The sequence below is a fragment of the Dactylosporangium sp. CA-152071 genome, from assembly GCF_050936335.1.
Classification (GTDB): domain Bacteria; phylum Actinomycetota; class Actinomycetes; order Mycobacteriales; family Micromonosporaceae; genus Dactylosporangium; species Dactylosporangium maewongense.
In genome coordinates this window covers 1,846,759-1,859,947 of the sequence record NZ_JBNJMZ010000002.1, presented here as the reverse complement: position 1 = coordinate 1,859,947, position 13,189 = coordinate 1,846,759, and the positions used below count along the sequence as shown (strand labels likewise).

The 13,189-nt window shown below is 74.1% G+C and carries 11 protein-coding genes and 1 pseudogene; 2 read left to right on the top strand and 10 right to left on the bottom strand.

The features are described from left to right. The 9 genes and pseudogenes from hpnH to ACQEVZ_RS48105 form a co-directional block, all read right to left on the bottom strand. Nucleotides 1-1,011: an adenosyl-hopene transferase HpnH gene (gene hpnH / locus ACQEVZ_RS48145; protein ID WP_433381255.1), complete on the bottom strand. Its 1,011-nt coding sequence runs from the start codon at nucleotides 1,009-1,011 to the stop codon at nucleotides 1-3. After that, nucleotides 1,008-1,961, bottom strand: a complete 954-nt coding sequence (locus ACQEVZ_RS48140; RefSeq protein WP_433386111.1) for a 4-hydroxy-3-methylbut-2-enyl diphosphate reductase — start codon at nucleotides 1,959-1,961, stop codon at nucleotides 1,008-1,010. The genes hpnH and ACQEVZ_RS48140 overlap by 4 nt, the downstream gene beginning before the upstream one ends. Nucleotides 1,962-2,135: 174 nt before the next feature. Then, nucleotides 2,136-2,513: pseudogene (locus ACQEVZ_RS48135) on the bottom strand (hypothetical protein); the annotation flags it as partial. 56 nt (nucleotides 2,514-2,569) lie between these two features. Further along, nucleotides 2,570-4,480 carry a squalene--hopene cyclase gene (gene shc / locus ACQEVZ_RS48130; RefSeq protein WP_433381252.1) on the bottom strand — a complete coding sequence of 637 codons (1,911 nt, stop codon included), beginning with the start codon at nucleotides 4,478-4,480 and terminating at the stop codon, nucleotides 2,570-2,572. Continuing rightward, the gene (locus ACQEVZ_RS48125; protein WP_433381249.1) at nucleotides 4,480-5,493 is read right to left on the bottom strand and encodes a polyprenyl synthetase family protein; all 1,014 of its coding nucleotides are present in this window, start codon (nucleotides 5,491-5,493) and stop codon (nucleotides 4,480-4,482) included. Before ACQEVZ_RS48125 ends, shc begins: the two co-directional genes overlap by 1 nt. Further along, nucleotides 5,490-6,887 (bottom strand): hydroxysqualene dehydroxylase HpnE, encoded by a 1,398-nt coding sequence (gene hpnE, locus ACQEVZ_RS48120; RefSeq protein WP_433381246.1) that lies wholly within the window; start codon nucleotides 6,885-6,887, stop codon nucleotides 5,490-5,492. The genes ACQEVZ_RS48125 and hpnE overlap by 4 nt, the downstream gene beginning before the upstream one ends. After that, nucleotides 6,884-7,765, bottom strand: coding sequence for a presqualene diphosphate synthase HpnD (gene hpnD / locus ACQEVZ_RS48115; RefSeq protein ID WP_433381243.1), 882 nt, complete (start codon nucleotides 7,763-7,765; stop codon nucleotides 6,884-6,886). Before hpnD ends, hpnE begins: the two co-directional genes overlap by 4 nt. Then, the gene (hpnC, locus tag ACQEVZ_RS48110; protein WP_433381240.1) at nucleotides 7,762-8,628 is read right to left on the bottom strand and encodes a squalene synthase HpnC; all 867 of its coding nucleotides are present in this window, start codon (nucleotides 8,626-8,628) and stop codon (nucleotides 7,762-7,764) included. Before hpnC ends, hpnD begins: the two co-directional genes overlap by 4 nt. Nucleotides 8,629-8,761: 133 nt before the next feature. Next, complete coding sequence (locus ACQEVZ_RS48105) at nucleotides 8,762-9,475, bottom strand: polysaccharide deacetylase family protein (protein ID WP_433381237.1); 714 nt, start codon at nucleotides 9,473-9,475, stop codon at nucleotides 8,762-8,764. 142 nt (nucleotides 9,476-9,617) lie between these two features. Between ACQEVZ_RS48105 and ACQEVZ_RS48100 the strand changes: the two genes are divergently transcribed. Both ACQEVZ_RS48100 and ACQEVZ_RS48095 read left to right on the top strand, forming a co-directional pair. After that, entirely contained in the window at nucleotides 9,618-10,709 is a 1,092-nt protein-coding gene (locus ACQEVZ_RS48100; protein WP_433381234.1) for an AI-2E family transporter, read from the top strand. A 108-nt stretch (nucleotides 10,710-10,817) separates the two neighbouring features. Continuing rightward, nucleotides 10,818-12,743, top strand: coding sequence for an amino acid transporter (locus tag ACQEVZ_RS48095; RefSeq protein ID WP_344500194.1), 1,926 nt, complete (start codon nucleotides 10,818-10,820; stop codon nucleotides 12,741-12,743). 12 nt (nucleotides 12,744-12,755) lie between these two features. On the opposite strand, the gene ACQEVZ_RS48090 is transcribed toward ACQEVZ_RS48095, so the two are convergent. After that, nucleotides 12,756-13,097, bottom strand: a complete 342-nt coding sequence (locus tag ACQEVZ_RS48090; protein ID WP_433381231.1) for an STAS domain-containing protein — start codon at nucleotides 13,095-13,097, stop codon at nucleotides 12,756-12,758. Nucleotides 13,098-13,189 lie beyond the last annotated feature (92 nt).

Genomic DNA, 13,189 nt, shown 5'->3' with positions numbered 1-13,189 from the left:
CTATCCGGATCCGGTGCGCAACGCCCGCAGCGACTCCTTGAGCGACGACATCGTCGCCAGCACGGCCGTCGGCTCGTAGCCGCAGTGGGCCATGCAGTTGGCGCAGCGCGCGTCGCGCCCCCGGCCGTAACGCTCCCATTCGGTGCTCTCCACCAGCTCCCGGTAGGTGCGGGCGTATCCGTCGGCCATCAGGTAGCAGGGCCGCTGCCAGCCGAACAGCGAATACGACGGCACCGCCCAGGCGGTACACGGGAAGTCGACCCGGCCCTCGAGGAAGTCGAGGAACAGCGGCGAGTGGCTGAGGCGCCAGCGCCGCCGCCGGCCGTTGGCGAACGCCTCGCGGAACAGCTCGCGCGTCTGCTCCACGCCGAGGAAGTGCTCCTGGTCCGGGGCCTTCTCGTAGGCGTACGCCGGGGAGATCATCATCTCGTCGACCCGCAGCTCGTCGTTGAGATGGTCGAGCACGTCGACGACGGTCTGCGGGGTGTCGGTGTTGAAGAACGTCGTGTTGGTCGTGACCCGGAACCCGCGCCGCTGCGCCTCCCGTACGGCGGCCACGGCCTCGTCGAACACGCCGTCCTTGCACACCGAGGCGTCGTGACGGTCCTGGAGGCCGTCGATGTGGACGGTGAACGCGAAGTACCGCGACGGCCGGAACTTGTCGATCTTCTTCGGCAACAGGACCGCGTTGGTGCACAGGAACACGTACTTCTTGCGCTTGACGAGCTCGGCGGCGATGGTGTCGATCTGCGGGTGCATGAGCGGCTCGCCGCCGGCGATGGACACCATCGGCGCGCCGCACTCGTCGATCGCGGCGAGCGCCTGCTCGACCGGCATGCGGCGCTTGAGGACGTCGGCCGGGTGCTCGATCTTGCCGCAGCCGGCGCACTTGAGATTGCAGGCGAACAGCGGCTCCAGCTCGACCAGCAGGGGAAACTTCTCGCGGCGGCGCAGCTTCTGCGCGACCAGGTAGCGGCCGATCCGCAGCCGCTGCCGCAGTGGAATGCTCATCGCCGTACCTCCTTGGGCAACATGAACTCGACGTCCTCGCTCGCCGCGGTGTGCTCGTGGGCCGCCCGCGCGCCGAGTCCGGACAAGGCGCCGACGACCTCGTCGACGAGGACGGGTGGTGCCGAGGCGCCGGCGGACACGCCGACGGTGTGGACCCCGGCGAGCCACCGCAGGTCGATGCCGGCCGCGCCGTCCACCAGGTGTGCGGGCGTCCCGGCGCGTTCGGCGACCTCGACCAGGCGGCGGGAGTTGGACGAGTTGCCGGATCCGATGATGATCATCGCCCCGCAGGCCGCCGCGACCTCGGACACCGCGCGCTGCCGGTTGGTCGTGGCGTAGCAGATGTCGTCGGACGGCGGGGCGGCCAGGTCCGGGAACCGGTCCCGCAGCACCGCGACGACGTCGGCGACGTCGTCGACGGCGAGGGTCGTCTGCACCAGGTAGGACACCCGTCGCGGGTCGTCGACGCGCACCTGCTCGGCGTCCCGGACGTCCTGGACGAGGCGGATCCGGTCGGGTGCCTCGCCGAGCACGCCGTCGGTCTCCTCGTGACCGGCGTGCCCGATGAGCAGGACGGTGTCGCCGTGGTCGGCGAACCGGCGGGCCTCGCTGTGCACCTTCGTGACGAGCGGGCAGGTGGCGTCGATGGCGTCCAGCCGCCGGTCGGCGGCGGCCGACCGGACCGCGGGCGAGATGCCGTGCGCGGAGAACACGGTCACGGCTCCCTCCGGGACGTCGTCGACGTCCTCGACGAAGACGGCGCCCCGTGCGGCGAGGTCGGCGACCACGTGCGTGTTGTGCACGATCTGCTTGCGGACGTACACCGGCGGCCCGTGCAGCTCGAGGGCGCGTTCCACGACGAGGATGGCGCGCTCGACCCCGGCGCAGAACGATCGGGGCGCGGCGAGCACGACCCGGCGGAGCGTGGTGGCGGCCGCCCATTCGTCCAGCCCGGCGGCCACGGCCGGCAGGGCCGCCAGCGCCGTGCGCAGCTGCCTCAGGGTGCCCGGCCGGACCAGCGCACCGGTGTCGGCGACGACCCGCACGCAGGCCGCGGGCCGGTCCACCGGCCAGTCTGTGGGCCGGTCCGTGGGCCCGGCGAGCAGCCAGGTCGACTCCAGGTCCACCGCCAGCGCACCGGTGTCGGCGAGCCGCTCCCGCGTCGTCCCCCCGACCGGCCACTCCGTGCTGACCACCGGGCCGGTCCGGACGGTGAGCCCGCGTCGGCGCAGCGCGCCCGCGAGCAGGCCGGCCGCGGGGAGCACGGTCGTCGCCGTCGGGCAGGTGACCCACGGGGCGGTCCGTACCTCGGTGGCCACGACGACGTCGCCGGGCTTCAGCGCCGGGTCCAGCCCACCGCCGACACCGGCCACGGCGAGCGCCCCGGCGCCGGTCATGGCGGCCGAGCGGGTGGCCCGCTCGGACCGGCGGCGCCCGACACCGGTGTGCAGGACGGTGCCGGCCGAGCCGGGCAGGGCGCGGCGCAGCTGCGCCGCCTCCATGCGCATCGGTGCGCAGAGCACCCAGTCACCGTCCGCCCGCGGCCGTGCCGGCGCGCTCATCGGTCCTCCTGCGGGACGTCCCGCAGCACGCGGCCGAGGGCGCTGATCGGGAACACGAGCCGGTACAGGTGGTAGTTGATGAAGAAGTCGCCCGGGAAGCCGGTGCCGGTGTACTGCGGCTCGTCCCAGGTGCCGTCGGGGCGTTGGGTGCGCAGCAGCCACGCGACCGCCCAGCGCGCGGCGGGTGAGCGGTGCTGGCCGGTGGCGTGCAGCGCCAGGAGGGCCCAGGCGGTCTGCGACGCGGTCGAGGTCCCGCGCCCGCGCATGGCCTCGTCGTCGTAGGAGCGCAGGTCCTCGCCCCACCCGCCGTCACCGTTCTGGTGCAGCAGCAGCCAGTCCGTGGCCCGCACGATCGCCGGGTGTCGCGGCCGGATGCCGGCGGCGATCAGGGCGGGGACGACGCAGCCGACGCCGTACACGTGGTTGGCGCCCCACCGGCCGAACCAGGAACCGTCGGGCTCCTGGGCCCGCACCAGCCATCGCACGCCGCCGCGGGTGACGGCCGAGCCGGCCAGGCCCTGGGCGCACAGCGCCTCCACGATGTGGGCGGTGACGTCGGCGCTGGGCGGGTCGATGACCTCGCCGAAGTCGCAGAACGGCAGCTCGGCGACGAGCGCGCGGTCGTTGTCGGCGTCGAAGGCGCCCCACCCGCCGTCGCGTGACTGCATGCCGGCCAGCCAGCGGGTGGCCCGGTCCAGCACGGCGTGGTCCCGCAGCGGGGTGCGTCGCAGCGCCAGGATCACCTCGGCGGTGTCGTCGGTGTCGGGGTATCCGTCGTTGTCGAACTCGAACGCCCACCCGCTCGGCGGGACGCCCGCGCGGCGCACGGCCCAGTCGCCGCGGGTGGTGATCTCCTTCCCGACCAGCCAGCTCCCGGCACGGGCGAGGGCGGGATGGTCGTCCGGAAGCCCCGCGTCGGCGAGCGCCGTGACCGCGAGCGCCGTGTCCCACACCGGCGACTGGCACGCCTCCAGCCGGCGGACGGTCCCGTCGGGCGTCCGCTCCCGGACGGTGAAGCGCTCAAGCCCCTCGATCCCGGCCCGCAGCACCGGATGCGTGAGCGGATACCCGAGCAGGTGCAGGGCGATGAGCGAGTACACCCACGGCGGCTGGATGCCGCCCCAGGAGCCGTCGGCCTCCTGCCGGGCCACGATCCACTCGGCGGCGCGGCGCAGCGCGTGGCGGCGCACCGAGCGGGCGGCGACCCGCTCGTAGCCGCGCACGGCCAGGTCGAGGCGGTGCAGCCAGCCGGCCCGGCTGGACAGCGGCGGCGGTGGCGGCGGCCGCAGCCCGGTGCGCAGCTCGGGCAGCGAGAAGCCCAGCGACCGGACGGGCCGGGTGGCCCGCACGACCGCCAGCGGCACGATGGTCTGCCTGGCCCAGCACGCGAAGTCGTACACGTTGAACGGCATCCACGCGGGCAGCAGGACGAGCTCCGGCGGGATGGCGGGCACCTGGTGCCAGGGCCACTCGCCGAACAGCGCCAGCCAGATGCGGGTGAACACGCGGCTGCGTTCGACGCCGCCGTGGTCCCGGACGAACGCGGACGCCGCCGCCATGTGCGGCGCGTCGGGCGCGTCGCCGGCCAGCCGCAGCGCCGCGTACGCCTCGATGGTGGTGGACAGGTCGCCCGGCCCGCCGTGAAAAGTCGCCCAGGCGCCGTCGTCGAGCTGCCGGGAGCGGATCCAGCGGGCCGTCTGCGCGGTCAGCTGCTCGTCGCAGATGCCGAGGAACCGGCGCAGCAGCAGGTCCTCGGCCTCCATCGTCACGTTGGTCTCCAGCTCGCCCTTCCACCAGCCGGCCGCGTCCTGCAGGCCGAGCAGGTGTGCCGCCGCCCGGTCCAGGCCGGCCCGGGCCCGGTCGTAGAGCTCGTCGACGGCGGGGACCTGCGTCAGCACCTGGGTCATCAGTGGTCCCGTCCCGTCACCAGGCGGGCGAGGTCCACCAGGTCGTCGTGCACGTCCGCGGGCAGCTCGAGCGCGGCGAGCTGGTCCAGCGCGCGGGCCAGGTGCCGGTCGGCCTCGTCCTGGACCCAGTCCCGGGACCCGGACTCCTCCAGGAGCCGGCCGGCGGTCGTGAGGTCGGCCTCCTGCAGCTCCTCCGTGGACGCGAACAGCGACCGGAAGTCGTCGCCGGCGGCGGTACCGGAGGTGAGCGCGTGCACGATCGGCACCGACTTCTTGCGCGCCCGCAGATCGGACCCCACCGGTTTGCCGGTGCGCGCGGGCTCGCCCCAGATGCCGAGCTGGTCGTCGACGAGCTGGAAGCTCATCCCGAGGTGCGTGCCGAAGCGGGACAGGCCCTGGGTCAGCGCCGCGGGCGCGCCGCACAGCAGCGCCCCCAGCGTGCAGGCGCACGACATCAGCGCCGCGGTCTTGTCGGCGGACATCGCGAGGGCCTCGTCGAGGCTGACGTCGTCGCGGCGCTCGAACTCCAGGTCGGCGGCCTGCCCGGCGATCAGCCGCTGCACGTCCGCGTCCAGCCGCCGGGCCGCCTGCGCGCTGCCCGGCCGGCCGTCGCCGGCGAGCGCGTCGTGCGCGAGGACCATGAGGGCGTCGCCGGCGAGGATCGCCGCGGCGGTGCCGAAGACCGCCCAGGCGGTGGGGCGGTGGCGGCGCATCGTGTCCTGGTCCATGACGTCGTCGTGCAGCAGCGAGAAGTTGTGGGCGAGTTCGACGGCGGCGGCCGCGGCCGCGCCCTGCTCGGGTGGGTGACCGGCGGCGCGGGCCGACAGCAGGGCCAGCGCCGGGCGGATGCCCTTGCCGCCGGCGGCGGTGGGTGCCCCGCCGGCGTCGCAGTAGCCCAGCTGGTAGGCGCCGACGCGCTGGTTGCGGGGATCGAGGCGACCGAGGAGGTCCCTGATCCGGGGCTCGACCAGGGCGGGTACCTGATCGAGGCAGGCAACGGATGCGATGGTCAACGGGTGCCCTCCAGGTTTCGGTTCGAACACATGAGGTGGGCGAGCACGACGTCGGCGGCGCGGTGACCGCTGCGGACCGCGCCCTCCATCGTGTCCGGCCACCCCGTGTCGGTCCACGCGCCGGCCAGGACGAGGCCGGGCAGGCGGGTCGCCGCGCCGGGACGCAGCGCGCGGGTGCCGGGAGCCTGCCGGAACGTGGCGTGCGGCTCGCGGGTGACGAACGTTTCCAGCACCCGCGCCGACCGCGCCGCCGGGAAGAGCCCGGCGACGGCGGCGGCGTAGGTGGCGGCGAGCGGCCCGGCGGGCACCGTGATGGTGTCGTCCGCGGCGGAGATCGAGACCACGAGGTACTGACCGTCGGGCATCGACGGCGGCGTACGGTCGAACACCCACTGGACCGGGGACTCCACCGCAGCGGCGAAGGGCAGGCGGGTGACGACCGAGTCGTAGCGCAGGTGGACGTTCACGATCGGGGCGCTGCCCAGACCCTGCCAGCCGGCCCGGTCGTCGCAGGCCGCGGCCGGCACCAGCCGCGCGGCCGCGGTGTGCGGCACGGCCAGGACGACCGCGTCGGCGGCGAGCTCGTCCCGGCCCGCGCGACCGGCGGCGCCGCCGATCGCGACCCGGAACCCGGTGGTGTCCGGCTCGACCCGCTCCACCCGCCGCCCGGTGTCCACCCGCACGCCGAGCCGGGTCAGCAGCCGCAGCGCGGGACGGCCGTGCAGGCTGGACAGCGGTGCGATCGGGCGCCCGATGTCACCGGCGTCGGCCCGCTCCAGCAGCCCGGTCCGGAACACCCGCGCGGCGAGGGCCAGCGACGCCTGCTCCGCGGTGGTGTTGAGCGCCGCGACGGTGATCAGGTCCCACAGCCGGCGCACCGCGCGGGAACCCTGGCCGTGCTCCGCGAGCCAGCCGCCGAAGCTGATCCGGTCGTTGCCCGGATCGTCGGGATCCACGGCGCGCAACGCGTTGGCCGCCGTGATCGCGCGCCACCGCTCCCGGACGTTCAGCAGGGAGTACCCGGCCAGGGGCGGGAGCAGGTGGGCCGGGGCGGGCAGGCCACGGGCGCGGGCCAGCACGTGCGGCGCCCGCCCGGGCGCCAGGACCGGCACGGAGAACCGCGGCTGCAGCCGGGTCAGGCCGGTGCTGCCGAGGCGGTCCAGGAGGTCCCGGTACCGCTCGTAGCAGCGCAGGAACACGTGCTGCCCGGTGTCCACGACGAGACCGCCGTGGTCGAACGAGTACGTCGCCCCGCCCAGCTCGGCGCGCCGCTCCAGCAGCGTCACCCGGTGTCCGGCGTCGGCGAGGCGGACGGCGGCGGTGATGCCGGCGAGCCCGCCGCCGACCACGCACACCTCGCGGCCCGCGTCCGCCGCCGGCGGGCCCGGCGTCATGCCGTCCGCCTGACGAGCGCGCGGACGGCGACCGTGGCCTTCGCCCGGGACGGCAGCGACAGCCGCGTCCGGGTGACGGCCATCGGGTCGCTCACGATGCGGGCCAGCAGCCGGTGGTAGATGCCGGCCATGGCGGCGGTGCAGGCGGCGCTGCGCGCGTCCAGCATCGGCAGCAGCCGCAGGCCGGTCTCGTACCAGCGTTCGGCCCGCTCGGCCTCGAAGCGCACGAGGGCGCTGAACCGGTCGGGCGGGTCGGCGAAGCCGTCGCCGTCGGGCTCCAGGTTGCAGCCGAACCGGTCGAGGTCGTCCTTGGGCAGGTACACGCGGCCGTTATGGCGGTCCTCCCGCAGGTCGCGCAGGATGTTGGTCAGCTGCAGGGCGATGCCGAGCGCGTCGGCCAGCTCGGCGGCCCGTCCGGGTGCGCCCGTGTCGAACACGCCCAGCGACAGGCGGCCGACGGAGCCGGCCACGCACCGGCAGTACCACAGGAGGTCGTCGATGGTGGCGTACGTGGTGCCGCGGACGTCGGCCGCGCAGCCGTCGATCAGCTCGTCGAAGGCGTCCAGCGGGATGGGCAGCCGACGCGCGGCGTCGTGCAGGGCCAGCAGCACCGGGTCGTCCACGAGTTGCTGCACCGCCGCTTCCGGCAGGCGGTGCAGTGACTCGCGGACCCGGTCGAGCCGGGCCAGCTTCTCGTCCGCGGGCAGGTCGCCGTCGCCGATGTCGTCGATGCGGCGGGCAGTGGCGTACACCGCGGACAGCGCGCGTCGCTTGTGCCTCGGCAGCAGGCGGATGCCGTAGGAGAAGTTGCGGGCCTCCCGGCCGGTGATCTCCTCACACCGCCGGTACGCCTCGTCGACGGTCTCGGCCGCCCTCACCCGACGCTCCTGGCCATCGCGGCCAGCCAGGACGCCGCGATGTCGCGCCGGCGCGGGCGTGGCGGTCCGGGCAGCGGGTCGTATCCGCAGCGCTCCAGCGCCCGCAGCGTCGCGTACCCGCCGGCGAGATAGCCGCCGACCGCCACCCGGGCCCAGCCGTGCAGCGTCGTGAGCAGCGGTTCGCCGGCGTCCAGCCACGCCTTCGCGCGGTCGGCCTCGAACCGGACGGCCGCCCGCAGCGCGCCGCTCGCCGTGGCCGCGGCCAGGTCGGTCTCGGGCACGCCGAACCGGTCGAGGTCGGCCGCGGGCAGGTAGACGCGGCCGCGCCGGTGGTCCTCCGCGATGTCCTGCAGGTGCTCGACGACCTGCAGCGCGGTGCAGATGCGGCCCGACAGCTGTATCTGTGCCGGGCCCGCCTGGTCGAACACGTGCAGGACCAGCTCGCCGACGGGGTCGGCGGACAGCGAGCAGTACCGCACGAGCTCCTCGACGGTGGCGTAGCGGGTGACGACCTGATCGACGCGGTTCGCCTCGATCAGCCGCAGCAGCGGCCCGGCGGGCAGCCGGCACGCGTCCACCGTGGGGGCGAGCGCGCGCAGCACCGGGTGCTGCACCGGCCGCCCGTCGTACAGCCGATGGACCTCCGCCTGGAACACGTCGAGCATCGCCGTCCGGTCGGCCGCGGTCACCCCCACGACCGGCTCGTCACCCAGGTCGTCGACGAACCGGGCGTAGCGGTACAGCGCGAACAGGTGCCCGCGGGTGGCCCTGGGCAGGATCCGCAGCGCCACCGGGAAGTTCTCCGCTCGGGCCCGCGCCTCCAGCGGGACGGGTGCCGCCGGCGCTCTCGTCGCACTGCTCATGTCAGGCGCCCGCCCCGGCGCAGGAGGTGGCCCGTGACGCCGCGAAGAGATCCGTGCCGCACATGGCGGCGCGCTACCCGCAATCACGCGCCCGTAACCGGCACCGCCGCCCGGCGCGACGGCTGCTGGCCCGTCACGGGACGTGCTGGCTCATCCGGGCGAGTCGCAGGCCCTGCCGTTCGCACTCACCGGCGACCGTGGTCAGCGTGCCGAGCGCCGACCGCCAGGCGCCCGGCGCCGCCGCGCAGTCGCTGTCGTGCAGCAGCAGGGTGGCGCCGCCGCGGATGCCGCCGGACCGGAGGTGGGCGAGCACCGTGCCGGGGGTGGCGCCGGCCTCCCAGTCGCGGCCCCAGGCGCTCCACAGCACCGGACGCAGGCCGAGCCGGGCCGCCGCGAGCAGGCTCCCCGCGGAGAGGATGCCGTACGGCGGCCGGAACCAGGCGGGCCGGACCCCGCAGGTCCCGGCGATCAGGTCGGCGGTCCGGGCGAGCTCGTCGTAGACCTGGCCCGGCGTCATCCGGAGGTGATCGCGGTGGGTCCAGCCGTGGACCCCGATCTCGTGCCCGTCCTCCTGGATCCGGCGCAGCAGGCCGGGTGCCTTCGCCGCCATGGCGCCGAGCACGAAGAAGGTCGCGGGGACGCGCAGCCGCGCCAGCGATCCCAGGAAGGCCGGCGTGGACGCGGGGTCGGGGCCGTCGTCCAGGGTGAGCGCGACGGTGCCCGGGCGGCCGGCGCCGCTCAGCGTCCGCAGGCGCCGGCGTACCAGGGGCAGCGCCGTCACCGCGGGCCCGGCGTGCAGCGCCACGACGGCCGCGGCCACACCCGCCGCCAGTAGCCGTCTGCGCATGCGACACCTCCACGCTCGCCCTGTGGCCGGGGCGGCTACCCGGTGGCGTGGCCTCGAAACGGCGGCCCGCGCGGGTGTGGTTCGGAGATCGGGCGGGTCGCGCTGGTGGGTTTGGAGATCCTGGACGGGGTACGGCGGCCGGATGCGACCGGACTCGGTGCGGCTGGCCGCGCGCGTGCCCGGATGGCTGCTGACCGCCGCCGCGGTGACCGGATGCCTGCTCGTCCTGGGCGCCGGCGTCTACGCGCTCATCCGCGTCCTCGTGGTGATCGCTCCCGTCGTGCTGGCGGTCGTGGCGGCGCTGCTGCTCAGCGCGCTCCTCGGGCCGCTGACCCGGCTGCTGCAAACACTGCGACTGCCCGCCTGGCTGGCCTCGCTGCTCACTGTGCTCCTGCTCCTGCTCGTCCTGCTCGGCAGCCTGGTGCTGATCGGCGTGCGGGTCGTGAGCCAGTTCGGCGACCTGCGGCGGCAGCTGACCGCCGGCGCAGGCCGGGTGCACGAGCTGCTGGTGTCAGGACCGCTGCACCTCGACGCACGGCAGATCACGGAGCTGACGAACGCGGCGGAGCGGGCGCTCCGTAGCGCGATCCCCGGCCCGGCGGCAGCGGTGAGCGCCGCCGAGATCCTCACCGCGAGCGTGCTGACCCTGCTGCTGCTGTTCTTCATGCTGCGGGACGGACCGACGGCGTGGCAGCGGGCCACCACGCTCGTGCCGCCGTCCCGGCGGGCCAGGGTGACCGCCGCGGCGGCGGCAGGCTGGCGCTCCGTCACCTTGTACGTGCGCGGCATCGTCGTGATCGCCTCGGTGGACGCGATCGGTATCGGCATCGCCCTGATCGTGCTGCGCGTCCCGCTCGCCCTGGCGCTGATCCTGCTGACCTTCATCGCCGCCTTCGTGCCGATCGTCGGCGCGACCGTCGCCGGTGTGATCGCCGTGGCGGTGGCCTTCGTGACCCGCGGCCCGACCACCGCCCTGCTCGTCCTGGCAGCGGTGCTCCTCGTCCAGCAGACCGAAGGCCACCTCCTGCACCCCCTGGTGATGCGCCGGGCCGTCCGGCTGCACCCGGTGGTGACCCTGCTCGCCATCGGCGTGGGCACCCTCCTCGCCGGCATCGCGGGCGCCGTCGTCGCGGTGCCGACGTGCGCCTTCGTCTACCACGCCGTGACCGGCTACCGCGCCGCCGCCCTGGCGGAATCAGCCCCGCCCGAGCCGCCCGACGACACCGCTGAGTAGTCATCCGTTGTCGGTTACTACTTCCGGGCCCGTCGGGTAGGGGCTCGCCGTGCAGGACATGTCCGACGCTTCGCGAGGTGGTCTCGGTGGACAGGTATGTCGGGCCCGGTGACGGCAGGGTTCCGGGCTTGGCTGCTGTCGGGGATCAACGACCGGTCGTTGCAGCACGCGGGTCCGGGTGCCAAACCGGCTGCGGACCGTCGGCACTCGTGGTGGAAGGTGATGTGCCTGACCGGGGTGGACTACTTCTCCACGCTGGGCTACCAGCCGGGGATCGCCGCGCTCGCCGCGGGGCTGCTGTCGCCGGTGGCGACGGTGGTGCTGGTGCTGGTCACGTTGTTCGGGGCGTTGCCGGTGTACCGGCGGGTGGCGCAGGAGAGCCCGCACGGTGAAGGGTCCATCGCGATGCTGGTGCGGTTGCTGCCGTTCTGGCAGGGGAAGCTGTTCGTGCTGGTCCTGCTGGGGTTCGCCGCCACCGACTTCGTCATCACGATGACGCTGTCCGCGGCGGACGCGACCGCGCACCTGGACGAGAACCCGTTCTGGCCGGCGGCGCTGCGCGACCACGAGGTCCTGGTGACGCTGGTCCTGCTGGTGCTGCTCGGCGCGGTGTTCCTCGTCGGGTTCACCGAAGCGGTCGGCATCGCGGTCGCGATCGTCGGGCTGTACCTGACGCTGAACCTGGTCGTGGTCGTCGAGGGCCTGTGGCTGATCGTGACCCGCCCGTCGACGGTCACCGACTGGTCGGCGGCGTTGACGGCCCAGCACGGCAATCCGCTGCTGGTCGTGGCGATCGCGTTGGTCGTGTTCCCGAAGCTGGCGCTGGGCCTGTCCGGGTTCGAGACCGGTGTGGCGGTGATGCCGCACGTGCGCGGTGACCCGGCCGACAGCGAGGAGGCGCCGGCCGGGCGGATCCGTGACACCAGGAAGCTGCTCACCACGGCCGCGCTGATCATGAGCGGGTTCCTGCTCACCACCAGCGTCGTCACCACGGTTCTGATCCCGCCGGCGGAGTTCAAGGCGGGCGGGAAGGCCGACGGCCGGGCGTTGGCCTACCTGGCGCATGAGCACCTCGGTCCGGTCTTCGGCACGGTGTACGACCTGTCCACCATCGCCATCCTCTGGTTCGCCGGCGCGTCGGCGATGGCCGGCCTGCTGAACCTGGTGCCCCGGTACCTGCCCCGCTACGGCATGGCACCTGACTGGGCCGGGGCGGTGCGGCCGCTGGTCCTGGTGTTCCTCGTGATCGCGGTCGTGATCACCGTCTACTTCCGTGCCGACGTCAACGCCCAGGGCGGCGCCTACGCCACCGGCGTCCTCGTGCTGATCACCTCGGCGGCGGTCGCTGCCGCTCTGTCCGCCCACCGGCACCGCGAGCACCGCAAGTTCGTCTCGTTCGTGGTCATCGCCGCCGTCCTCACGTACACCACGATCGCCAACGTCGTCGAACGCCCGGACGGGGTGAAGATCGCCGGGTGTTTCATCGTCGGCATCGTGCTGGTGTCGGTGCTGTCCCGGATCGACCGGTCGTTCGAGCTGCGGGTGACCGACCTGCAGTTCGACGCGACCGCCAGCACCTTCATCCACGAGTGCGCCCGGCGTACGATCCGGCTGGTCGCCAAGGAGCCCGCGCGTCGCACGGCCCTCGACTACCGGGAGAAGCTCCAGCAGATCCAGGCCGACAACGACATCCCCGATGCCGCCGACGTGATCTTCGTCGAGGTGTCCATCACCGACGCCTCCGACTTCGCGTCCGCCGTCGTCGTGCGTGGCGAGGTCATGCACGGCCGCTACCGCGTGCTCGCCCTGCAGAACCCGGCCGTCGCGAGTGCGATCGCGGCGCTGCTGCTCGGCATCCGGGACCGCACGGGCCGGCGCCCGCACATCTACTTCGAGTGGACGGAGGGCAACCCGGCCGTCAACTTCCTCCGCTTCCTGATCTTCGGGCAGGGTGAGGTCGCACCGGTCACCCGCGAGGTACTGCGCCGGCAGGAGCCCGACCGCATCCACCGGCCGCACGTCCACGTCGGATAGTAAGAAGCGACGTCAGCCCGCCGGGCGCCTGGGACGCTCCCGCCCGGCGACGTTGAGGGAGTCGGCCAGGCCGCTGCGTCGCAGGCGTTCATCCGCGGTCGCGCTGACGGCGGCGACGACCAGCCGGTATCCCACCTGCCCGCCGACGCGCAACGCGGCCGCCAGCGCGCCCACGCCGGCGGAGTCGATCCACGTGACCTCGGTCAGGTCGACGCCCACCAGCGACGGGTACCACTCCAGGGCCGCGGCGAGGGCCCGGTGGAACACCGCCACCCCATGGCTGTCGAGCATGCCGTGCAGCACGATGAGCACCCGCCCAGCGGCCTCATTTTGCACCTCGAACGACAGAGCCACCGCGCTCTCCCTCACCAGTGAGGAACCCGAGTCCGACCCTAACGGCGAAAGTCCTCACTCAGTAACACCGGCGAATGTGGGCTTTGTAAATT